The following is a 21,958-nucleotide window of genomic DNA, read 5'->3' on the forward strand; positions in this document are numbered from 1 at the left end:
CGTTCCGGCCCGGGTTCGGCCAGAGTCGTCGTGGATCAAGGGCACATTGGCATTCAACTGCGTCAATTCAAGGACATTTAGATGCTGCGCATAACAACAGCCCGCACTCGCAAGAACCTTCCTGCATTCAAGTTCACGACGATCGCCCTGGCCCTGGGAGGGATGCTCTCGGCGCAGGCTCACGGGGCCGAACAGAGCGCCGCGCCCGGCGCCGCCGTCATCGAGCTGGGCGACACCACGGTCAGCGCCCAGGCCCTGGAAAACCCCACCGGCACGCTGCCCGGCAAAGTCGCCCTGCGCAACGCCAGTGCCACCAAATCCAATGCAGCCATTACCGAAACGCCGCAGTCGGTGTCGGTGGTGACCGCCGATGACATGAATGAGCGCAAGGCCGACACCTTGGCAGACGCACTGAGCTACACGCCAGGGTTCACCAGCCAGCCGAGCAGCTTCAACCGCACCGCCGACCGCTTCCGCATGCGCGGCTTCGATGTGGAGTCCGCGACCGGCGGTTCGATGCGCGACGGCATGCGCCTGCAGAACAACTCCTACGAGGGCGTGCAGGAGCCGTTCGGCCTGGAGCGCGTCGAAGTGGTGCGCGGCGCGGCCTCGGTGCTGTACGGCCAGTTGTCGCCCGGCGGCTTCGTCAACGGCATCAGCAAGCGTCCGACCGAGACGCCGTTGCACGAGCTGGGCCTGCAATATGGCAACCACGACCGCAAGCAGTTGACCGGCGACTTCAGCGGCCCGCTGGGTGACAGCGACACCCTGAGCTATCGCCTGACCCTGTTGCAGCGCGACAGCAACACCTCCCAGGACCACATCAACGACGACAAGCTCTACATCGCCCCGGCGCTGACCTGGCGTCCCAACGAGGACACCTCGCTGACCCTGCTGTCGTTCTACCAGAAGAGCGACACGCGCTTCTCCGCGCCCCTGCCCTACCAGATGGTCAAGCATGTGGGTAAAGGCCCGTTCACCATCGGCCGTCACGACTTCATCGGTGAGCCGTCCTACGACGACATGAATGGCGAGATGTCCGCCATTGGTTACGAATTCGAGCATCGGTTCGATGAGCACACGCGCATCAGCAACAAGCTGCGGTATTACGAATCGGATGTGAAGTGGAAGTACCTGCAGGCCACCCCCGCCTCGGTGGCTGCCTCGGCCAGCACAGGGGTGTTGCGTCGCCAGTACAGCGACCGCCGTGAGCGTTCACGTGCGCTGGCCAGCGACACCAACGTGGAAAGCCGCTGGAACATCGCCGGTATGGAGCACACCTTCCTGGTGGGCGTGGATACCTACGATGCGTCTTATGACTCGCACAACTTCCGCGGCAATGCGCCCAGCCTCGACCTGAGCCGCTACAACTATGGTCAGCCCGTTGTGGTCAACAAGAACCCAAGCCAGGACCGCGGCTCGCAACTCGACACCCTGCAAACCGGCCTTTATTTCCAGGACCAGATCCGTTTCGACGAGCGCTGGTTGCTGTTGCTCGGCGGTCGTCGCGACTGGGCCGACCAGGATCAACGCGCCTTCCGCAACGGTCAGAAGCTCAAGCAAGACGACCAGGCTACCACCTGGCGCGCAGGGCTTGTCTACCAGGCCGACAACGGTCTTGCGCCGTACGTCAGCTACAGCGAGTCGTTCTTCCCGGTGGGTGTGGCCGAATTCACCGGGCAGACCTTCGACCCGACCAAAGGCAAGCAGTATGAAATGGGCATCCGCTACCAGCCCCATGACAGCAACATGCTGCTCAGCGCGGCGGTGTACGAGTTGACCCAGGAAAACGTGGTGAAGACCGATTTCAACGGCAATGCGCAGCAGATCGGCGAGCAGCGCTCGCGTGGCCTGGAACTGGAAGCCAAGGCGGACGTCACACCCCAGCTGACCCTGCTGGCGTCGTACGCCTACACCGATGCGCGCATCACCAAAAGCGCCAATCCCAGCGAGAAAGGCCAGCGCAGCGAAGACACGCCCTACCACCAGGCGGCCCTGTGGGCCGACTACAACTTCGGCCTGTTCGGCGTGCCGCAACTGAAAGTCGGCGCCGGAGCCCGTTATAAAGGCACCACCCAGGCCTCGGGCATCGACTCGCAGATGCCCGCCTACACCCTGTTCGACCTGCGCGCCAGCTACCAGTTGAACAAGAACTGGGACGTGGCCATCAACGCCAACAACGTCACCAACAAAGCCTATACGTATTGCGAGTTCGCCATCTGCCGCTACGGTGACGAACGCGAAGTGGTCACTTCGGTGAACTTCCGCTGGTAAAGGCCTGTGAGCAGCGCAGCACGCCGCCTACGGCGGCTGCGCTTTAAATGCCAGGGGCCTGCGGTTTGTGCCCCAGACTGCGCATCAAATCCCGCGCCGTCTCGAAGAACATCTGCTTGAGGCTTTCGGCACACTCCTCGGTCAGCCGATTGGCAGGCCCCGAGATGACCAACGCCCCCATCGACTCCCCCTGCGCCCCATAGATCGGCAAGGCCATTGAAGCCGCGTGCGGATCGGTGGCGCCCCGGGAAAAGAACGGCTTCTGCAGAGCGATGCCGATGTCATACGGTGCCCGCAACGCCTGCGCACCGGCCGCCTCGTCCATGGGACGCATGTCGCCAGGCTGTAGGTTCAGGCGCAGCCGGTGCGACGAGTTCACTCGGTACTGGCACATCCGGTACGCGCCGTGCCTGACGTAGAACGACGCCGTCTCGCCGGACTGCTCGGCCAAGTGGTGCAGACGCGGCATGACATGCCGCTCCAGATCCAGTGCCTCTTGATACACCGCATTCAGACGCATCACCTCGCTGGCCAGTTGGTAACGGCCATCGGCCATGCGCGTGATGAAGCCGTGGGTTTCCAACGAGACCATCAAACGCATGATGGTGCTCTTGATCAACCCGGTACGCTCCACCAACTGCACCAGACTCAGGGCGGTATCACCGATCTGGAACGCCGTGAGCACGGTCAGCACACGGTCGGCCGATGCCACACCATTGACTGCGGGACGTGGCCGCGCTTTTACCATTTGAACAACCTCGTCTGATCGGTAGTCTGGTCCCCTCGTGGGCCAAGCGCGCATTATCCGCCAATGCCCTGCTCGGCGCCACGGTCAGCCTCGCAGCGCGGCCTTGTAGCGGGCTACGCAGGCAGTACCGAGCGCCAGCAGCAATAGCGCCCCGGCCACGCCCAGCGTCGCCGGGGCACCGAATTGAGCGGCCAACACCCCGGCGATCATGCCGCCCAGCGCCTCGAAGCCAAAGCGCAACGCGATGTAGAACGCCACCACGCGGCCGCGCAAAGGCCCTGGCGCCTCGCTCTGCAACTGCATATTGGTACTGACATTGCTCAGGGTGATGCCGAAACCGAGTATCGCCAAGGCGGCCAACGCCAGCGGTAGCACGTTGGCCAGGCACAGGCCGACCAGCGACACCGCGCACAGCAACGCGCCTGCGACCGTGAACCGACCCAGCCGATGCAGCGCGCCGCCTACCGCCAACACCACGGTGGCGACGAATGCACCTGCCCCTGCAGCTCCCCACAGCCAGCCCAGGATGCGGGCATCGCCGGCGAACACTGCCTTGGCCAGAATGGGCAACAGTGCTGCGTAGCAAGATGCCAGCAGATTGACCAGCACCACATTGATCAGCAACTGGCGCACGCTGGCGGTGTGCCAGAGATAAGCCAGGCCTTCACGAAACACCTGCGCGGTCGAACCGCTGGCGCGCGGGCTATCACCGCCGCGCACCTCGAGCAGCCCTGCGAGCAAGGCGGTGAAACCGATCGCCGTCAGGGCGAAACAGGCCGCCTCGCCGGCCAGCGCGATCAAGCCACCGGCCAACGGCGGGCCGACGAAACGCGCGGCATTGATCAGCATGGCATTGAGCACCAGCGCATTGGGCAAGTCCGCAGGCTCATCGACGAAGCTGCCGATCAACGCTTGGCGCAGCGGGGTTTCCAGCGCGTTGAGCAGCCCAAGCAGCAGCGCCATGCCGGCGATGAAGGGGCCATCGACCCATTCACACCACGTGGCTAGGGCCAGCACGGCAGACTGCCCCACCAGGATCGACTGAACGATGATCAGCAGTCGCCGTTTGTCGTGACGATCGATCCAGGCACCGGCCTGTGGGCCGATGAGCAGTTGCGGTATGAGCGACAGAAAGGTGATCAGACCGAGCAGCACCGCAGAACCGGTCAGGTGATAGGCCAGCCACGCCAGCGCCACCTGCTGCACCCACTTGCCTAACGTGGAGATGCCCTGGCCGGCGAAATAGATCTGGAAGTTGCGATGAGCGAGCGCCCGAATGGCCGAAGGCCAGCGGGCGCGAGGGGATGACGACAGGTGGGGCAACGAGCGAATCCTCAGTGACGGACCCACCGCCAGCATCGCCCATCGCCTGCGACGCGCCCTGGACAAGGCGCGCCGTGGATAGGGTTCAGCCTGGCAGCAGGCAACCTTTCTTCTTCAAGGACTCCAGGACCCAGGAGCGGTCGTTGGTGCCTTGGGCAATGTGTTCCATTTGAGCCGTTTCCGCCTTGTGCTTGGCGGTAGCACGCGCGTAGACCTCAGCGACCTCATCATAAGGCACGCACAGCAGTCCATCGTCATCGCCGATCATCAGATCGCCGGGGTGGATCACCATACCGTCGAGGGCGATCGGCACGTTGATCTCGCCGGGGCCGTCCTTATAGGGACCGCGGTGCGAAACGCCAGCCGCAAACAGCGGGAATTGGCCCGCGCCAATGTTAGCCGCATCGCGAATGGCGCCGTTGATGACGATACCGGCGACGCCGCGCTTGACCGCATAGGCCACCATCATTTCGCCGATCAGGGCATTGGTCAGGTCGCCGCCGGCATCGACCACGATCACATCGCCCGGCTCGGCGATATCGATCGCGTAGTGCAGCATGAGGTTGTCACCTGGGCGGGCCTTGACGGTCAGCGCCGCGCCGCACAGCACGCCTTCGCGGTGCATGGGCCGCAGACGTGCGCCGCCGGCTGTCATGCGATTCATCGAGTCGCTGACGTTCGCAACCGGTACCTCGCGATAGCGAGCCACCCAGTCGTCGCCCACTTTACGAGCGCGTTCAAGCACTTGGAAGCCAATGCTCATGTGACCTACCTCTATTGGATTTATTCGATTTCATCGGCTCGGCCGACTATGTTTTTAGAATGTCATTTCGTTAATTGAATATCAATGGGTTTTTGACGCTGATGAAAAGCCTTATGGCCAGTTAGCACACACATGGTTGCAACGCCATTTCATTATGGTAGTGTTCACCCATGCCGCACCTGCACGGCCATACCGTCCCCTACAAGAACAAGGTATCGATGATGTCCCGCACCATTCTGCTGACCGGCCCAGCGTTGGCCGAAGAGGCCATGCGCCTGGCCGCCGCCCAAGGCGTCCGAATCATCCCGACCACGCCCTATTTGCCGGCCGAGGAGCTGGAGGCGATCATTCGCGCCGAACAGCCCGACGCCATCGTCGTGCGCCAGGGCAGCCTGACCCGCGCCATGATCGATGCGTCAGCCAACCTCAAAGTGATCGCCAAGCACGGGGTGGGCTACAACACCATCGACATCCAGGCTGCTGCCGAGCGCTGCATCCCGGTCTCCATCGCGGTGGGTGCCAATGCCCAATCGGTCGCCGAACACGCCTTCGCCCTGATGTTCAGCGTGGCCCGGCAGACCGCCCTGCTCGATGCGCGATTGCGCGACGGGCACTGGGACAAGGCCTCGGCCAATGGCATCGAGCTCAGCGGCAAGACGCTCGGCCTGATAGGCCTGGGCTCGATCGGCGGCATTCTCATGGACCTGGTGGCGCCGCTGCGCATGAAGGTCAAGGTCTACGACCCCTACCTCAAGCAGTTGCCGGCACGCGAGCATGTCGAGCGCGAAGAGGATTTCGATCGCCTGCTGGCCGACAGCGACGTGATCAGCCTGCATTGCCCGCTGACCGAGACCAACCACAACCTCATCGGCGCCGCGCAAATCGCGCGCATGCGTCCCGGCGCCATCCTGATCAACACGGCACGCGGTGAACTGGTCGACACGCCAGCGCTGGTCAGTGCCTTGAGCGAGCGACGCCTCGGCGGCGCAGGCCTGGATACCTTCAACCCTGAACCACCACCGGCCGACAGCCCGCTGTGGGGACTGCCGACGTTGGTCGCCACCCCGCACGTGGGCGCCAATACCACCGAGGCCCGCGACCGCGTTGGTCTGGTGGCGCTCCAGCAGATCCTCGACGTCTGGGAGGGCAAGGCCCTGGAGCCACGTTGCGTCGTCAACCGGCACCTGTTCGACAGCTGATCATCCATCCCTGGCGCGTCACCGCCCGTGCGGCAGGCGCCAGGGCCAAGCCTCACTCCAGAAAAACAACAATTGGAGAGCACCATGATTTCAGTGACTTCACAGCCCAGTGAGCTCGAGCGCGCGACCATGCGCCGCGTCGCCTGGCGCCTGCTGCCGTTTCTCATCGTCTGCTACCTGATCGCGATCATCGACCGCGGCAACATCGGCATGGCTTCGCTGCAGATGAACCAGGACCTGGAACTGTCCGCCAAGGTCTTCGGTTTCGCCAGCAGCCTGTTCTTCTTCGCCTATTTCCTGGTCGAAGTACCCAGCAACCTGGCCATGCAGCGCTATGGCGCGCGGATCTGGATCGCCCGCATCATGATCACCTGGGGCCTGATCTCCGCCGGTACCGCATTCGTCCAGGGCGCCAACTCGCTGTACGTGATGCGTTTCCTGCTCGGCGCCGCTGAAGCTGGCTTCTTCCCCGGCGTCCTGCTCTACCTCACCTACTGGTTGCCCTCGGCCTACCGTGCGCGAATGGTGGCGTTGTTCATGGTGGCCATTCCGGCCGCCAATTTCATCGGCTCGCCGCTTTCCGGCCTGCTGCTGAGCCTGGACGGCTGGATGGGCATGCGCGGCTGGCACTGGCTGTTCATTCTCGAAGGCATTCCCGCCGTGCTGCTGGGCATCGCTTGTCTGTTCGTGCTGACCGACCGCCCCGAGCAGGCCAAGTGGCTGAGCGACGAACAACGCGCCTGGCTGACCACACGCCTGGCCGAGGAAGCGGCGAAGAAAACCACCATTGGCCATATTTCGTTGTGGAAACTGTTGCGCCACAAGGACATCTGGGTGCTGGCGCTGATTTACTCGGGCGCCTCTGCTGCGGGCAGCACCATGAGCGTCTGGGCCCCGCAACTGCTCAAGACCTTTGGCCTGACGTCGATGGAGATCGGCCTGGTCAACGCCATTCCCTACGGCATCGCCTCAGTCCTGATGATCGTCTGGGGTCGCAGCTCCGACCGCACGGGCGAACGTCGTTGGCACACGGCAATGACCATGTTACTGATCGCGGCTGGCCTGCTGATGACCCTGTTCACCTCGTCGTTGCCGGCCACCGTGGTGATGCTGACCATGGTGCTGGTGGGCGCCTACTCGATGAAAGGTCCGTTCTGGGCGCTGGTGTCCGGCTGGCTGTCCTCCTCCACCGCTGCCGCCGGCCTGGCGGCCGTGGGCGCGATGGCCAACCTCATCGGCGGTGGCCTGATGGTGAACGTCTACGGCGCCATCCACGACGCCACCAACAGCTACGCGCTGGCGCTGATGCCACTGGCGGCGCTGTGCACCCTGGCCGGCGTCATGGTGTTGGTGATCGGTCGCAAACGCCAGCTTGAGCAAGCCGAAGCGGCGGCGGCGCTCGGCGCCAAGTAATTCTGCACCGTACGCATCGACGCCCGCCTTCCGTCGAGGAACGTGGGCGTCGTCTTTTCACTACAACAATAAAACGAGGTTTGCGATGTCTCTTACTCGTCGCCATTTTCTGCAGGTGGCCGGCGCCCTTGGCGCTGCCGCTTCCACTGGGGTGTTGGCCAAGGTGCCGTTCAGCCAAGGCGAGGCGCCAGCTCGCCTGGTGCCACCTCAAGGCAGCGTCGACTGCCATATGCATGTGTACGACAGCCGTATTCCCGCATCACCGATGCCGAGCTTGAGCACCTCCATCAGGCCGGCGTTCGCGGTATCCGCTTCAACCTCAGCGTCGGCACCCAGGCCCTGGATGGCATCGAAGCGCTGGCCGCCCGTGTGGACGAACTGGGCTGGAACGTCCAGGTCGCGACCGGGCCGCTGCTGCCGGAGGTGGCACCGCGCCTGGCCAAGCTGCCGAGCAAGCTGGTGATCGATCACCTGGGCCACGTACCGCAGCCAGAGGGCCTGAAATCCACGGCATTCGCCGCGCTCACAGGACTGCTCGACGCTGGGCGCACCTGGGTCAAGCTGTCGGCGCCCTACCTGCGCTCAGCAGTCGGTGCGCCGGGTTATCAGGATGTGGGCATAGTCGTCAGCACGCTGATCGCGCGCTATCCCCAGCACCTGGTGTGGGGCAGCGACTGGCCGCACCCGACGTTGGCGCCAGAGCAGAAGCCGGACGATGCAGCGCTGCTGGACCTGTTGCTGCAATGGGCACCGGATGACCGCGTGCGCACGATGATCCTGCGCGATACGCCCGTGAAGCTGTACGACTTCTAAGCAAGCGTGCCGGCCAACGAGGGCGGGCTGTCAGGGGCCTCTGTTCTTCGGCTCGACCTTGCACCTCACACACCGCCCTTCTGCTAACCCCCTCAACTTCCGTTCGTTCAGCCTTCGTTCAGACTGCTTGAAGAAAACCTTGATGCGACCTCGCTAGGATCCCGGCGCTTCGAGGAACCAATGGGTTCCTTGCCTTCAAGTCGGCTACCGAGGTCTGCATGACCGAGCATTTTCTACCCTTTTCTCGTCCGAGCATTGGCGAGCAAGAGATTACCGCCGTTGCACAGGTGCTCCGATCAGGCTGGATCACCAGCGGGTCGAAAAATCTGGAGCTCGAACAGCGCTTTGCCGAGTACGTGGGCGGCAAACATGCAGTTGCACTGTCCAGTGCTACCGGCGCATTGCACGTCACGCTGCTGGCGTTGGGGATCGGCCTAGCAGATGAAGTCATCACGCCTTCGCTGACCTGGGTTTCGACAGCCAACATCATTTCACTGATCGGCGCCACGCCGGTGTTCGTGGACGTCGATCGGCACACCCTGATGTGCGATGCACAGCATGTACAGGCCGCCATCACCCCGCGAACGCGGGCAATCATACCCGTTCATTTCGCCGGAGCCGCACTGGACCTGCGACCTCTGCGAGCCCTTGCAGAACAGCACGGCATTGCGCTGATCGAAGACGCTGCCCATGCGGTGGGAACCGAGTATTGCGATGCTCGGATCGGCGCCAGCGGCACCGCCATCTTTTCATTCCACGCCATCAAGAACCTGACCTGCGCCGAAGGCGCCATGCTGGTCACCGACGACCACGCGTTGGCCGATCGCGTGCGGCGCCTGAAATTCCATGGACTGGAAGTTGACGCGTTTGATCGCTCGAGCCAAGGCCGGCGCCCCCAGGCGCAGGTCATCGAGCCAGGCTTCAAGTACAACCTGGCGGACATCAATGCGGCCATGGCGCTGGTTCAGTTGCGACGGTTGGAAGCACTCAATGCCAGGCGCCACGCGCTGGCCGAACAGTACACCGCTCGCCTGGCCGATCTGCCCGTCAAGCCGCTGGCTGTTCCGACCTACCCGATCCGCCACGTCTGGCACCTGTTCATCCTGCGCATCGATGAGCAGGCCTGTGGCCTGACTCGCGACGCGTTCATGGACGCCATGAAGCACCAGGGTATTGGCTGCGGCATCCACTTCATTCCTGCACACCTGCACCCCTACTACCGCCAGGCCTATCCGGATGTTCGACTGCCGGAGAGTGAATGGAATGCTTCGCGGCTGTGCTCGATTCCACTGTTCCCCGACATGCAGAGCCACGACGTTGAACGGGTTGTTTCAGCCATCGAACACTGCCTGGAGCGCCGAGGATGAAGCCGGCATCATTCAAACTCGTCTCGATCGTGATTCCGGTATTCAACGAAGAGGCAAGCCTTCCCCAGTTGTTGAGCAGGACGCTTGCCGCCTGCAGTCGTCTGTCGCAACCGTTCGAACTCATCCTGGTGGATGACGGCAGTCGCGATCGTTCCTCGATGATCATGCAGGAAGCAGCCTCGGTCGAGGGCAGCCCGGTGGTGGCCGTACTGCTGAACCGAAACTATGGCCAGCATGCGGCGATTTTTGCAGGCTTCGAGCAGTCCGCCGGGGATCTGATCATCACCCTGGATGCCGACCTGCAGAATCCACCTGAGGAAATCCCACGGCTGGTCGAGCAAGCCGCCTGTGGCTATGACGTGGTGGGCTCGGTCCGCGCGCGCCGCCAGGACTCAGCATGGCGACGCTGGCCCTCGCGGCTTGTCAATCGAGCGGTCAAGAGCGCCACCGGGGTGGCCATGCACGACTATGGCTGCATGCTGCGCGCCTACCGTCGCCCGATTGTCGACGCCATGCTCAAGTGCCAGGAACGCAGCACCTTCATTCCCGTGCTGGCCAACAGCTTCGCCCGCCACACCTGCGAAATCCACGTCGCCCATGCCGAGCGTGAGCATGGCGAGTCAAAGTACAGCCCGATGGGCCTGCTCAACCTCATGTTCGATCTGCTCACCTGCATGACCAACATGCCCCTGCGCCTGTTGAGTCTGTGCGGTGCAGCCATGGCCAGTGCTGGCTTCGTGCTGGCCTGCGCGCTGGTGCTGCTGCGCCTGACATTTGGCGCGGCCTGGGCCGGTAACGGTCTGTTCGTGTTGTTCGCCGTGTTGTTCATGTTCAGCGGCGTCCAGTTGCTGGGCATGGGGCTGCTGGGCGAATACCTGGGCCGCCTGTACAGCGACGTCAGGGCGCGCCCGCGATTTCTGATCGAGCACGTTATCAGAGCCTGTCCTGCTTCGCGCCCGGTACCGCCGGAGCCTGCCAATCCGCTTCCTTCTGCCAGGGAATCCTGACGACATGAACGTCAAAACCGTTGTCTTTGCCTATCACGATATCGGTTGCACCGGCATCGAATCACTTCTCGAGGCCGGCTACGATATTTGCGCGGTCTTCACCCACATCGATCAGCCTCAGGAACGGATCTTCTTCGGCTCCGTAGCGCGTCTGTGCGCTGAGCGTGGCATCCCGGTTTACGCCCCCGAAGACGTCAATCATCCCCTGTGGGTGCAGCGCATTCGCGAGCTCGAGCCGGACTTCCTGTTTTCCTTCTATTACCGCCAGCTCTTGGGCGAGTGTATCCTCGCCTGCGCCAAGCGCGGCGCATTCAACCTGCACGGGTCCCTGCTGCCACGCTACCGAGGCAGAGCCCCAGCGAACTGGGCCATCATCAACGGCGAGACGCAGACCGGCGTCACCCTGCACCGAATGGTCGGACGCGCCGATGCCGGACCGATCCTTGCTCAAGTTCCGGTAGCCATCGCCGAGACCGATACTGGTCTGAGGCTTCAACAGAAACTGCGCGCAGCAACCATTGGCTTGCTGCGCGAAAAGCTACCACTACTGGCGGCCGGTGGTCTCTCAGAGGTGCGGCAGGATGAAGCCCAGGCCAGCTACTACGGCCGCCGTACGGCCGCCGATGGCCTGATCGACTGGCAGCACCCGGCCAAACGACTCTACGACCTGATCCGCGCGTTGACCCATCCCTACCCTAGCGCCTATTGCCAGACCAGTGAGCACAAGTTGTTGATCTGGGACGCCGATGTCATCCTGGGCAACCTCGGTCAGCCGCCTGGCACGGTGCTGTGCGCCGATCCGTTGCGCATCGCCTGCGGGGAAGATTCGCTGGTGGTGCGCCATGCACAGCGCGGCGACCATGGTCTGTATCTCTGCGGTGCGGGCTTGGCCCGTGAGCTGGGCCTTGTGGAGGGAGCGTCGCTGAACGCGGCGCACCCGCCTGCAAAACGCCCGACGCGGGTGCTGATCCTCGGCGTCAATGGCTTCATCGGCAATCACCTGTCCGAGCGACTGTTGAGTGACGGCAACTACGAAATCCATGGCATGGACATTGGCTCGGATGCCATCGAACGGTTGAAGGACAATCCACAGTTCCACTTCGTCGAGGGCGACATCAGCATCCACAGCGAATGGATCGAATACCACGTCAAGAAATGCGACGTCGTACTGCCGCTGGTCGCCATCGCCACCCCCATCGAGTACACCCGCAACCCGTTGCGCGTCTTCGAACTGGACTTCGAAGAAAACCTCAAGATCATCCGCTACTGCGTGAAGTACGGAAAACGCGTGATATTCCCTTCCACTTCGGAAGTCTATGGCATGTGCCAGGATCCGGAGTTCGACGAGGACAGGTCGAACCTGGTCGTAGGCCCCATCAACAAACAGCGCTGGATCTACTCGGTTTCCAAGCAACTGCTGGACCGAGTCATCTGGGCCTACGGGAAGCAAGGTCTGCGTTTTACTTTGTTCCGTCCGTTCAACTGGGTAGGCCCGCGCCTGGATCGCCTGGACTCGGCGCGCATTGGCAGCTCGCGAGCGATCACCCAGCTGATCCTGCACCTGGTGGAAGGCACCCCCATACGCCTGGTCGACGGTGGCGAACAGAAGCGCTGCTTCACCGATGTCGCCGACGGCATCGAAGCGCTGGCGCGCATTATCGACAACGAAGGAAGTTGTTGCGATGGGCAGATCATCAATATAGGCAACCCCGAGAACGAGGCGAGCATCCGCGAGTTGGGCGAAGCCTTGCTGCGTCAGTTCGATGCGCACCCGCTACGCGGCGAGTTCCCGCCCTTTGCCGGGTTTCAGTTGGTGGAGAACCGCACGTTCTACGGCGACGGCTACCAGGATGTCAGCCACCGCAAACCGCGCATCGCCAATGCACGGCGCTTGCTGCACTGGCAGCCGACCGTCGATCTGGAACAGACCATCGCCAAGACCCTGGACTTTTTCCTCAACGAAGCGCTCCGCGAGCGCGGGAGAGGCCAATGAGTCGGGTGGGATTGCGGATCGATGTGGACACCTTTACCGGCACGCGTGAAGGCGTGCCCGCGCTGCTCGATCTGCTCGACGCCGCTGCGGTCAAGGCCACCTTCTTTTTCAGCGTGGGCCCCGACAACATGGGGCGTCACCTCTGGCGACTGGCCCGCCCGGCATTCCTGCACAAGATGCTGCGCTCGAAGGCCGCCAGCCTTTATGGATGGGACGTGCTCCTGGCCGGCACGGCATGGCCTGGAAAGTCGATAGGCAACAAATTGGCACCGATCATGCGGCGCGCCCAGGAGGCGGGTCATGAGATCGGCTTGCACGCCTGGGATCACTACGCCTGGCAAGCCCACGCCGGCCGATGGCCGGATCACGTTCTGGTCGATCAGGTGCGTCAGGGCAAGGAATGCCTCGAAGACATCATTGGCCAATCGGTGACCTGTTCGGCAGCACCCGGCTGGCGGGCTGACACCCCTATCCTTTCGGCCAAGCAGGCGCTCGATTTTCGCTACAACAGCGACTGCCGAGGCTGCGGAATCTTCCTGCCGCTACTGTCCGACGAATGCCCAGGCACCCCGCAGATTCCTGTGAGCCTACCGACTTTCGACGAAATGACGAGGCCTGGATTGTCCTTGAACAGCTTCAACGAGCTCATCCTCGATCAACTGACCGCCAGCCGCGATGGCGTCTATACCGTCCATGCCGAAGTGGAAGGCCGGAGCATGGCCAGTGGATTCGAACAACTGCTCAAACGCGCCGCCTGGCGCGGCATCGACTTCAAGCCCCTCGGTACGCTGCTGCCGCAGGATATCCAGAGGCTGCCGATCGCCCCTGTAGTACGCGGGGCGGTGGCGGGCCGCGAAGGCTGGGTGGGGGTTCGTCATACATGAGTCGCGTCCAACAGTGGTCACTGATCGTCCTGATCTTCGTCCTGTTCTATGCCCTGCCGTTAAGCAACCATGGTCTATGGATCCCGGACGAAACGCGCTACGCGCAAATCGGCCAGGAAATACTGCTCAGCGGTGATTGGGTTTCCCCCCATTTCATGGGCCTGCGCTATTTCGAAAAGCCCATAGCCGGTTACTGGATGATCGCCGCAGGGCAAGCCCTGTTCGGCGAGAACCTTGTCGGGGTACGCATCGCATCGCTGCTCGCCACAGCCATGAGCACCCTGCTGATATTCCTGCTGGCCCAGCGCATCTGGCACAACCGGCGTACCAGTTGGCTGGCAGCGGCGTTCTACGCAAGCTTCGGGTTGATTGCCGGGCAGGCCGGTTACAGCAACCTGGACCCTCAGTTCACCTGGTGGGTCAATCTCAGCCTTGCGGCACTGTGGTGCGCGCTTAACGCCTCAACGATCCAACAGCGACTCGGGCTGTGGGTGGTGCTTGGACTGGCCTGCGGCATGGGATTCCTGACCAAAGGGTTCCTCGCTCTGCTGTTGCCGGTGCTGATCGCCGTGCCCTACGCCGTTTGTCACAAGTGCTTCAAGCCACTGCTGAAGTTTGGGCCGCTCGCAGTGCTAGTGGCGCTGTTGGTGTGCGCACCCTGGGCGTTGAGCGTGCATGCCAGGGAGGCGGATTACTGGAGCTTCTTCTTCTGGCATGAGCACATTCGACGCTTCGCTGCCGAAGACGCCCAACACCTGCGGCCCTGGTGGTTCTACCTGCCCCTCATGCTCGCCGCCACACTGCCCTGGGCCGGCCTGCTCCCGGTCAGCCTCAAGCACGCGTGGCGCGAGCGCTCATCCGCCGACATGGTCTTCCTGGGGCTCTGGCTGGTGTTACCGTTCCTGTTCTTCAGCCTGAGCCGTGGCAAGCTACCGACCTACATCATGCCGTGCCTGATGCCCCTGGCACTGATGATGGCCCATGCCATCGACCGGCGCCTGAGCGAGCACGAGGGTGCAGCCCTTCGCTTCAACGGCTGGATCAATCTCGGCATCGCCGTGATTGCCAGCGGCGGCCTGGTCTTCGTGCAGTGGAAACAGCCTGTCTATGTCGATGAACCTCTGGCGTTAAGCCTGATAGTCATCGTCATCGTCGTGTGGGGACTGTGTGGTCTGGTCCAGGCAATCATGCCCATCCGCTTGTGGTATGCCCCGCTGTTGGGTCTTTGGATGCTGATCGCGATCCTGCCAGCGGCGATGCCCGCACGTGTGGTGAACAACAAGACACCTGACACGTTCATTGCCACGCATCTGCCGGAACTGATGAACGTAACGCACCTGGTGAGCAATGACCTGGGCGCCGCCTCGGCGTTGGCGTGGCTTACAAAAAGACCCGATGTCACCCTCTACGGCACCAGAGGTGAACTGAAGTACGGCTTGTCATACCCCGAACACAGTCATCGCAGCGTCGCACCCGACGCCTTTCAGGCGTGGTTGCACGAGACACGAAAAACGGGATCGGTCGCCGTCGTACTGAGAAGCAAGGACGGCTCTGGCCGCCATCTGCCGCAGCTCCCTGGCGGCAGACGGTACGCATCGGGGCACTTGTCGCTCGTCATTCTCGAGCAGACCCCATGATCATCCTGCTGATACTCGCCACCTCGCTGCTGACCTGCTGCGGGCAGATCGCGCAGAAGTTCACGGCTCAATCCTGGGCGGCGCTGGCCAGCGGCACCTCGCGGTGGGCCATTCTGGACTGCCCCTGGCCATGGCTGGCATCGATCAGTCTGGTGCTGGGCCTGGGCTGCTGGTTGGGCGTGCTTCGGCACATGGATGTCGGTGTCGCCTATCCAATGCTGAGCCTGAACTTCGTGCTGGTGGCGCTAGCTGGGCGCTACCTGTTCGGCGAAGTGCTGCCAGGCCGAAATCTGGCAGGCATCGCCCTGATCGCAAGTGGCGTGCTGATGCTGGGGGGGCTGTCATGAGCCCCCGCACAGGTCTGGCCGCTGCCTGGACGAGCGTGCTGCTGGTCAGCGCTGCACAGCTAGCCATGCACTGGGGCATGACTCGGCTGCCAGCGATTTGCGACTGGGCCACGTGGCCCAGGGGTGCAGTCGCCTGGGTAGCGGGCGGTGTCGTGGCCTACGCGGTTTCACTCGGCTTCTGGCTACGAGCCCTAAGCCAGCTGCCTCTGGGCAGGGCCTACGGCCTGCTTGGCCTGAGCTACGCGCTGGTCTACATCCTGTCGGCCAGCCTGCCCTTTTTCGACACCCATTTCTCGGCCATCAAGACAGTGGGCGTGGGCCTGATCGTGGCCGGCGTATGGCTAATGAATACCTGCGGTGCGAGCCGCGACTGCCCTGTGCAGTGTTGCAAGGAGAGTCAATGAAAATCACGGTCTATGGAAGCGGCTACGTCGGTTTGGTTCAGTCCAGTGTGCTGGCGGAAGTCGGTCATGATGTCGTGTGCATGGACATCGATCAGAACAAGGTGGACGCACTGTCGCGGGGCCTGGCAACGATCTTCGAGCCGGGGCTCGAGACACTGCTGCGCGAAGGTCTGGACAGCGGCCGATTGCAGTTCACCGGCGACTCTCGTCTGGCTGCGGAGCACGGGCATGTGCAATTCATCGCGGTCGGCACGCCCCCGGGGGCAGACGGTGCGGCAGATCTGGGGGCAGTCTTCGCGGTGGCGGATCAGATCAGCCTTCACCGCTCAGCACCGGTCATCATCGTGGAGAAATCCACGGTGCCGGTGGGTACCGGTGATCGCCTGCGCCAGCACATTCGCCGGCGACTCGACGATGCGGGGCGCTCACTGGAGTTCGAAATTGCCTCGAACCCGGAGTTTCTCAAGGAGGGGGCGGCACTGGCTGATTGTCGCCGACCCGACCGGATCGTCATCGGGACCGAGAGCGAAGCGGTGCGTCAGGTGATGCGCGAACTCTATGAGCCATTCAATCGCAACCATGACCGCATGCTGTTCATGACGCTGCGCAGCGCCGAACTGACCAAATACGCAGCTAATGGCATGCTGGCCACCAAGATCAGCTTCATCAACCAACTCGCCGAACTTGCCGAACACGTGGGCGCCGACATTGAGTCGGTGCGTTTGGGCATGGGGGCAGATCCCCGAATTGGCTACCACTTTATCTACCCAGGCTGCGGCTACGGCGGCTCATGCTTTCCCAAGGACATGCGCGCGCTCATCAACAGCGCGCAGCAGGTGCAATGCCCGAGCGACCTGCTGGAGGCTGTGGAAGCGATCAATGGGCGGCAAAAAAGCAAGTTGTTCGAACGCATCAAGAGCTACTTCGGCGGCGATCTTACCGGCAAGGTGTTCGCGCTCTGGGGACTGGCGTTCAAGCCCAACACCGATGACATTCGTGATGCGCCCAGCCGAGTACTCATGGAATCACTGTGGGCCCACGGGGCGCGGGTCAATGCCTACGATCCAGAGGCGATGCTGGAAACCCAACGCGCCTACGGCCACGATGCGCGCCTGTCGTTGATGGGCACGCCTGAGGCGGCGCTGACGGGGGCGGACGCCTTGGTTATCTGCACGGAGTGGCAACAGTTCAAGGCCCCGGATTTCGAGGCAATCAAAGACCGCCTGAACGCACCGGTCATCATCGACGGCAGAAATCTCTTCGATCCCGAGCGGATGCACAGGCACGGTATCACCTACTTCCCCATTGGCCGTGGACGGTCGTGTGCCCCCTCAGATGATGGACGTCTGTCGGACGGAGTGCCGGAGTCGCTTTTGGCCCAGTGATCTGAAGAAAAGTCGGCGGGCGTTGATCGGGCATCTTGCGTAAAACGGCTGATTTCCATGCAGCGCTCGCCCTGTTGTTCACGGTGGACTGAGCGCGGTTTGTCACCCGAGGTGCTTTTGAATCATCGACGAATCCTCATCATTGAAGACCGCTCCGAGGGGGCAGGCGTGCTGGCGGCCTATCTGAAAAGGGAAGGTTTCGAAACCACGGTCGTACACGACGGCATTCCAAGCCAAGCCCTATTTCGCCATTTCGATCCAGCGCTGGTCCTGCTGGATATCACCTTGCCAGGAAGAGACATACATCGATTTCTCTTCGAACTGCGTCAAACCTGCCTAACGCCCGTCATCGTCCTCACCGCCGCGGCCGACGTCACGGAAAAAATCGGCGTACTGCGCCAAGGGGCGGACGATTACATTCTCAAACCCTATAACCCAAGAGAGGTTGCGGCGCGCATTCAGACTGTACTGCGCCGTGCTTGGCCAGCGCAGGCGTCGCGAAGCGTCCTCGAATGCGACGGCGTCTGGGTGGACCTCGACGCCCTGGTCGGTGGCGTGCGCACTGCCGACGGAGACTCGGTCCTGCTGAGTCTGACTCGGACCGAACTGGGCGTGCTGACTGCACTGCTTAAAACCCCCTACAAAGCTTTCACCCGCGAAGAGCTGCTGGCGTCGAGCATGCCCGACAGCGATGCCCAGAGCCGCGTGATCGACACGCATGTCCATAATTTGCGGCGCAAGCTCGAAGCCGCAGGGGTCATGCAAGTACCGAGCACGGTCAGGGCCGTGGGCTACCGATTCAGGTCGGTGGCCAAGCTGCGGCAAATGGGCGCGCGCTAAAGCTTTTACAGACTCACCCAGCTGCGGCTTAATAGCGCCGTCCCGCTCAAGGATGGCCAATGCCCACCACGCGTCAAACGCCCCTGCTGCTGCTTGCCTGCCTCGTCGTGCTGTTCAACCTCCTGGCGATGCCGCTCGACCGCGCGCTACGCCCTCCGGCAGTCGATTCATCGTTGCTGCTGGGCAGTTTCTGCAGCCTGCATGGTGTGCAGAACCTGCCCAAGTCGGTGCTGGCGCAACTCAAGCTCGACCAGGCCGAGTTGTCCGATCAGCTCGACAGCACGCCTGCGCCCGGCGATTGCTGCTGCGGCCACGCAGGCCAGGCCGCCTTGGCCTCGACCTATTTCAGACATCTGATCCCGCGCTTCTGGCCCGACGTCCTGCTCCTCAGCCCGGCGCCTGACCGGCCAGTCCCGCGCGAGCAACGACCCGCCCTCACACCGCGCGCCTCTCCCCTGGCTTGAAGACTCGTCCCTAGAGCACCGCGCTGCGCACTGCTGCGCGCGTGCACACGACTGTCCTGCCAGGAACCGCTTTCCATGACTGCGTCACGCCATGCCGCACGCGCCGCCCTGCCCGCGCTTGCCCTCACCTGCACCCTCGCTCCGGCCCCCCAGGCACAAGCCGAGACGATCCCTCCCGCGACTACCCCCCTGACCTTGGGCGCTGTCAGCGTCTCAGGCCGCGAAACCGGCCCACTGTCCAGCGCCGCGCTGATCGGTTCGGTCGATGTGCTGCGCGCCGACACGCTCGACACCCTGCCCGTTGCCTACGCCTGGGAATTGTTCAGGCGCGCGCCGGGTGTGCTGCTGACCGAATTCAACCAGGGCACCACCTCGGGGAAGCTGTCGATGCGCGGCTTCAATGGCGAGGGGGAAGTCAACGCCGTGAAGTTGCTGATCGATGGCATCCCCAGCAACACCAACGACGGCAACATGCCCTTCATCGATGCGGTGTTCCCGCTCGACATCGACAACATCCAGGTGGTGCGCGGCACCCAGGACCCGCGTTATGGACTGAACAACATCGCCGGCAACGTTTCGATCAACACCCGCACCGGGGGCGACTACAACCAGGCACGGCTGCGCTATGGCAGTTTCGACACCCGTGAAGTGCAACTGGCCAAAGGCATCGAAGGCACGAACTGGACTCAGAACTACTTCTTCGCCCGCCAACAGGTCGGCGGATACCGGGACCACGCCGACACCGAGCGCTATACGTTTTCCGGCAAATGGTTCTACACCCCGGATGACGGCCGCTACCGCGCAGGTTTGATCGCACGCCACTACCAGAGCACCGCCCAGGAGGCCGGTTACCTCAGCGCAGACGACGCCCGCCACGATCCACGCCAAAGCAATGCCTTCAATGCGACCGACCAAGGCACGCGGCGCGTCAACCAACTGAGCCTGCATCTGGACACCGACCTGACCGACGACCTCGCCTGGTCCACCAAGGTCTACCTCAACACCTTCGACGACCGGCGCTGGACGCAGTACTGGCGCACGAGCGCACAGCAGGAGCGCTACGCGAACGAAACCCAGTATGGCGCCCTCACCTCGCTCACCTGGCGACCCGAGGTTCAGGGCCTGCACGGCTTTGCCCTGGAAGGTGGCAGCGACGTAAACCGCCAGGACAATCGCAGCCAGCGCTATCGCACCCTCGACCGAACCCGCCAGGCCCGTAGCCGCGACCAGCAGTTCGATTTCGACACGCTCGGCGCTTATGTGCAGGCCGAGATCGAGCCAGTCGCCTCGCTGAAGGTCGTCCCGGCCTATCGCGTCGACAGGCTCAGTGGCCACTTCGACAACCGCGCCAATGGACAGCAGGCGCCGATCAACGACTACGGCCTGATCCGCCAACCGAAACTCAGCATCGCCTGGACGCCATGGGACGTGGCGGGTCTGTACGCGAACTGGGGTCGTACCTTCCAGGTCGGCACCGGCGCGGCGGCGTACAAGATCCCGCCAAGCCACCAGGACCTGGCGCCCTCGATCAACGAAGGCTGGGAGACAGGCATCACCTTCAACCCCACGCGCTGGCTGGACGGTCGCCTCGCTTACTGGCGCCAGGAGGCCAGTGGCGAAGTCAGCCGGCGCCTGAACGATCCCAGTGGCGAGTCCGACAACGTCGGCGAAACCCGGCGCTGGGGCTATGACCTGCAGATGAACCTGCACCCGGACGAGCGCACCGCGTGGTGGCTGGCCTATACCTGGCAGTATTCGCGCATCCTGGAGCCCAGCGCCGCCTTGCCGGCAAGCCGAGGACAGGAGATCGATCATGTCCCCCATCACGTGTGGAATGCCGGAGTCCGCTATCAGGCCTCGCCAGCATTGCAACTGGGCGCCTGGATGAACGGCCAGTCGCGCTATTACCTGGAACGCGAAAACACCCAGGGCCGTTACGGCAGCTTCGTGCTGATGAACCTGAGCGCAAGCTACCGACTGAGCGAGTCGGTCAGCGTCGACCTGCAGTTGAAGAACCTCGCCAACCGCTACTACGCATACGTCTGGTACGACCCCGATGGCGCGCAGGCTTCGCTGCATTCGCCAGGCGACGGGCGCGCGCTGTACGCCGGGGTCACCTTCGACTTCTAAGTCCGCCAGCCGGTCCGATCAACGCAGGTGCTGGGCGAGCTCGGCGATGTGTTGCGGACCGATGCCGCAGCAGCCGCCGATCATGCTCGCACCGCGCTCACGCCAGTCCTGGGCCCACTTCAGGTAACCCGGCGGGTCCAGGTCGTCGCGCAACTCATCCAGACCGTCGTTGGCGGTGGCCTCTTTCGGCTGGGGCGGGAAGGCATTGGCATAGGCGCCGATAGCGATGTCGGCTTGACGCGCTTCGATTACCGCACGCGCGGCGTCGATCGCGGCACCGATGACCTCGGGCTGGCTGCAGTTGAACAGCACGGCCGCCACGCCGAGTTCGGCTGCCGCCGCCACCGCCTCGCTCACCGGCTCGCCGGAGCGCAGGCGTGGGATCGGGTCGACCTCTTCGTCCTGGAGGGTGAACGACACCCAGAACGGCTTGCCGTCCTTGGGCAGATGGGCATGGATGGCGCGCACTTCGGCAATGGCGCTCTGCGTCTCGGCCAGCCAGACGTCTACATGTGCAGCCAGGCCCTGAACCAGCGGCGTGAGGACCTCGGCAACGCGCTCAGGCTGGAACAGGTCCGGCCGGTACGAACCGAACAGCGGCGGCAACGACCCGGCCACCTGCACAGGATGCGCACTGGCCCTGGCGGCCTGGCGCGCCAGTTGGCCGGCGATGTCGGCCAGGTGCTGGCCTTCTTCGGCAAACCGCGCCTCACCGATGTGGAACGGCACCACCGCATAGCTGTTGCTCGTGATCACCCGCGCCCCGGCCTCGATGAACGCGGCATGCACGCCGACTACCGCTTCGGGAGCCTCGCTGAGGGCGAGCGCCGACCACTCCGGCTGGCGGAACGGTGCGCCGCTGCGTTGCAACTCCCGTCCCATGCCCCCGTCAAGAATCACCATGTCACGCTGTTTCATATAACGCCTCTGCAGGTTCTTATGAAGAAAATTCATTATGAACGTCGGA

19 protein-coding genes and 1 pseudogene are annotated in these 21,958 nt (G+C 63.1%); 16 read left to right on the forward strand and 4 right to left on the reverse strand.

Features of this window, described 5'->3' with window-relative positions; genetic code table 11:
* Positions 1-81 precede the first annotated feature (81 nt).
* Positions 82-2,274: a TonB-dependent siderophore receptor gene (locus NJ69_RS08640; RefSeq protein WP_039578125.1), complete on the forward strand. Its 2,193-nt coding sequence runs from the start codon at positions 82-84 to the stop codon at positions 2,272-2,274.
* A gap of 43 nt (positions 2,275-2,317) precedes the next feature.
* Here NJ69_RS08640 and NJ69_RS08645 read toward each other — a convergent pair whose 3' ends face one another.
* The 3 genes from NJ69_RS08645 to NJ69_RS08655 all read right to left on the reverse strand — a co-directional run bounded on the left by NJ69_RS08645 (position 2,318) and on the right by NJ69_RS08655 (position 5,108).
* Positions 2,318-3,022, reverse strand: coding sequence for an IclR family transcriptional regulator (locus NJ69_RS08645; protein ID WP_080754735.1), 705 nt, complete (start codon positions 3,020-3,022; stop codon positions 2,318-2,320).
* Between the two features lie 84 nt (positions 3,023-3,106).
* On the reverse strand, positions 3,107-4,300 hold the full coding sequence (locus tag NJ69_RS08650; protein WP_039583206.1) for an MFS transporter: 1,194 nt from the start codon (positions 4,298-4,300) through the stop codon (positions 3,107-3,109).
* A 130-nt stretch (positions 4,301-4,430) separates the two neighbouring features.
* On the reverse strand, positions 4,431-5,108 hold the full coding sequence (locus NJ69_RS08655; RefSeq protein ID WP_039578129.1) for an RraA family protein: 678 nt from the start codon (positions 5,106-5,108) through the stop codon (positions 4,431-4,433).
* 221 nt (positions 5,109-5,329) lie between these two features.
* Between NJ69_RS08655 and NJ69_RS08660 the strand changes: the two genes are divergently transcribed.
* From NJ69_RS08660 to NJ69_RS08725, 15 genes and pseudogenes are all read left to right on the forward strand, one after another.
* Entirely contained in the window at positions 5,330-6,307 is a 978-nt protein-coding gene (locus NJ69_RS08660; RefSeq protein ID WP_039583207.1) for a hydroxyacid dehydrogenase, read from the forward strand.
* Positions 6,308-6,391: 84 nt separating this feature from the next.
* Positions 6,392-7,720: an MFS transporter gene (locus tag NJ69_RS08665; protein WP_029613404.1), complete on the forward strand. Its 1,329-nt coding sequence runs from the start codon at positions 6,392-6,394 to the stop codon at positions 7,718-7,720.
* 85 nt (positions 7,721-7,805) lie between these two features.
* Positions 7,806-7,850 (forward strand): annotated as a pseudogene (locus NJ69_RS22900) (hypothetical protein); the annotation flags it as partial.
* Between the two features lie 128 nt (positions 7,851-7,978).
* On the forward strand, positions 7,979-8,533 hold the full coding sequence (locus NJ69_RS08670) for an amidohydrolase family protein (protein WP_245219550.1): 555 nt from the start codon (positions 7,979-7,981) through the stop codon (positions 8,531-8,533).
* Positions 8,534-8,751: 218 nt separating this feature from the next.
* Positions 8,752-9,900 (forward strand): UDP-4-amino-4-deoxy-L-arabinose aminotransferase, encoded by a 1,149-nt coding sequence (arnB, locus tag NJ69_RS08675; RefSeq protein WP_039578131.1) that lies wholly within the window; start codon positions 8,752-8,754, stop codon positions 9,898-9,900.
* The gene (locus NJ69_RS08680) at positions 9,897-10,907 is read left to right on the forward strand and encodes a glycosyltransferase (RefSeq protein WP_052192063.1); all 1,011 of its coding nucleotides are present in this window, start codon (positions 9,897-9,899) and stop codon (positions 10,905-10,907) included. Before arnB ends, NJ69_RS08680 begins: the two co-directional genes overlap by 4 nt.
* A 4-nt stretch (positions 10,908-10,911) precedes the next feature.
* Entirely contained in the window at positions 10,912-12,900 is a 1,989-nt protein-coding gene (gene arnA, locus NJ69_RS08685) for a bifunctional UDP-4-amino-4-deoxy-L-arabinose formyltransferase/UDP-glucuronic acid oxidase ArnA (protein ID WP_039578132.1), read from the forward strand.
* Positions 12,897-13,784 (forward strand): 4-deoxy-4-formamido-L-arabinose-phosphoundecaprenol deformylase, encoded by an 888-nt coding sequence (gene arnD, locus NJ69_RS08690; protein ID WP_039578135.1) that lies wholly within the window; start codon positions 12,897-12,899, stop codon positions 13,782-13,784. Before arnA ends, arnD begins: the two co-directional genes overlap by 4 nt.
* Positions 13,781-15,421, forward strand: a complete 1,641-nt coding sequence (gene arnT / locus NJ69_RS08695) for a lipid IV(A) 4-amino-4-deoxy-L-arabinosyltransferase (protein ID WP_039578137.1) — start codon at positions 13,781-13,783, stop codon at positions 15,419-15,421. Before arnD ends, arnT begins: the two co-directional genes overlap by 4 nt.
* Positions 15,418-15,768: a hypothetical protein gene (locus tag NJ69_RS08700; RefSeq protein WP_029613407.1), complete on the forward strand. Its 351-nt coding sequence runs from the start codon at positions 15,418-15,420 to the stop codon at positions 15,766-15,768. The genes arnT and NJ69_RS08700 overlap by 4 nt, the downstream gene beginning before the upstream one ends.
* Entirely contained in the window at positions 15,765-16,172 is a 408-nt protein-coding gene (gene arnF, locus NJ69_RS08705; protein ID WP_039578140.1) for a 4-amino-4-deoxy-L-arabinose-phosphoundecaprenol flippase subunit ArnF, read from the forward strand. Before NJ69_RS08700 ends, arnF begins: the two co-directional genes overlap by 4 nt.
* Positions 16,169-17,557 (forward strand): UDP-glucose dehydrogenase family protein, encoded by a 1,389-nt coding sequence (locus NJ69_RS08710; protein WP_039578143.1) that lies wholly within the window; start codon positions 16,169-16,171, stop codon positions 17,555-17,557. Before arnF ends, NJ69_RS08710 begins: the two co-directional genes overlap by 4 nt.
* Before the next feature lie 99 nt (positions 17,558-17,656).
* Complete coding sequence (locus NJ69_RS08715; RefSeq protein WP_245219534.1) at positions 17,657-18,397, forward strand: response regulator transcription factor; 741 nt, start codon at positions 17,657-17,659, stop codon at positions 18,395-18,397.
* Positions 18,398-18,456: 59 nt separating this feature from the next.
* Complete coding sequence (locus NJ69_RS08720; protein ID WP_039578146.1) at positions 18,457-18,861, forward strand: DUF2946 family protein; 405 nt, start codon at positions 18,457-18,459, stop codon at positions 18,859-18,861.
* Positions 18,862-18,936: 75 nt separating this feature from the next.
* Positions 18,937-20,991: a TonB-dependent receptor gene (locus tag NJ69_RS08725; RefSeq protein ID WP_039578148.1), complete on the forward strand. Its 2,055-nt coding sequence runs from the start codon at positions 18,937-18,939 to the stop codon at positions 20,989-20,991.
* Between the two features lie 18 nt (positions 20,992-21,009).
* Here the strand turns inward: NJ69_RS08725 and NJ69_RS08730 are convergent, their stop codons facing one another.
* Positions 21,010-21,894 carry a homocysteine S-methyltransferase family protein gene (locus NJ69_RS08730; protein WP_209435534.1) on the reverse strand — a complete coding sequence of 295 codons (885 nt, stop codon included), beginning with the start codon at positions 21,892-21,894 and terminating at the stop codon, positions 21,010-21,012.
* Positions 21,895-21,958 lie beyond the last annotated feature (64 nt).

The organism is Pseudomonas parafulva (assembly GCF_000800255.1).
GTDB classification, from domain to species: domain Bacteria; phylum Pseudomonadota; class Gammaproteobacteria; order Pseudomonadales; family Pseudomonadaceae; genus Aquipseudomonas; species Aquipseudomonas boreofloridensis.

What these genes read in the sequence shown, in the direction of transcription:
- arnF (WP_039578140.1), top strand. Translation starts at nt 15,765, where the DNA reads ATGAGCCCCCGCACAGGTCTGGCCGCTGCCTGGACGAGCGTGCTGCTG.
- NJ69_RS08660 (WP_039583207.1), top strand. Translation starts at nt 5,330, where the DNA reads ATGTCCCGCACCATTCTGCTGACCGGCCCAGCGTTGGCCGAAGAGGCC.
- NJ69_RS08645 (WP_080754735.1), bottom strand. Translation starts at nt 3,022, where the DNA reads ATGGTAAAAGCGCGGCCACGTCCCGCAGTCAATGGTGTGGCATCGGCC.
- NJ69_RS08720 (WP_039578146.1), top strand. Translation starts at nt 18,457, where the DNA reads ATGCCCACCACGCGTCAAACGCCCCTGCTGCTGCTTGCCTGCCTCGTC.
- NJ69_RS08725 (WP_039578148.1), top strand. Translation starts at nt 18,937, where the DNA reads ATGACTGCGTCACGCCATGCCGCACGCGCCGCCCTGCCCGCGCTTGCC.
- NJ69_RS08665 (WP_029613404.1), top strand. Translation starts at nt 6,392, where the DNA reads ATGATTTCAGTGACTTCACAGCCCAGTGAGCTCGAGCGCGCGACCATG.
- arnD (WP_039578135.1), top strand. Translation starts at nt 12,897, where the DNA reads ATGAGTCGGGTGGGATTGCGGATCGATGTGGACACCTTTACCGGCACG.
- NJ69_RS08640 (WP_039578125.1), top strand. Translation starts at nt 82, where the DNA reads ATGCTGCGCATAACAACAGCCCGCACTCGCAAGAACCTTCCTGCATTC.
- NJ69_RS08700 (WP_029613407.1), top strand. Translation starts at nt 15,418, where the DNA reads ATGATCATCCTGCTGATACTCGCCACCTCGCTGCTGACCTGCTGCGGG.
- arnB (WP_039578131.1), top strand. Translation starts at nt 8,752, where the DNA reads ATGACCGAGCATTTTCTACCCTTTTCTCGTCCGAGCATTGGCGAGCAA.
- arnA (WP_039578132.1), top strand. Translation starts at nt 10,912, where the DNA reads ATGAACGTCAAAACCGTTGTCTTTGCCTATCACGATATCGGTTGCACC.
- NJ69_RS08710 (WP_039578143.1), top strand. Translation starts at nt 16,169, where the DNA reads ATGAAAATCACGGTCTATGGAAGCGGCTACGTCGGTTTGGTTCAGTCC.
- NJ69_RS08730 (WP_209435534.1), bottom strand. Translation starts at nt 21,894, where the DNA reads ATGGTGATTCTTGACGGGGGCATGGGACGGGAGTTGCAACGCAGCGGC.
- NJ69_RS08680 (WP_052192063.1), top strand. Translation starts at nt 9,897, where the DNA reads ATGAAGCCGGCATCATTCAAACTCGTCTCGATCGTGATTCCGGTATTC.
- arnT (WP_039578137.1), top strand. Translation starts at nt 13,781, where the DNA reads ATGAGTCGCGTCCAACAGTGGTCACTGATCGTCCTGATCTTCGTCCTG.
- NJ69_RS08655 (WP_039578129.1), bottom strand. Translation starts at nt 5,108, where the DNA reads ATGAGCATTGGCTTCCAAGTGCTTGAACGCGCTCGTAAAGTGGGCGAC.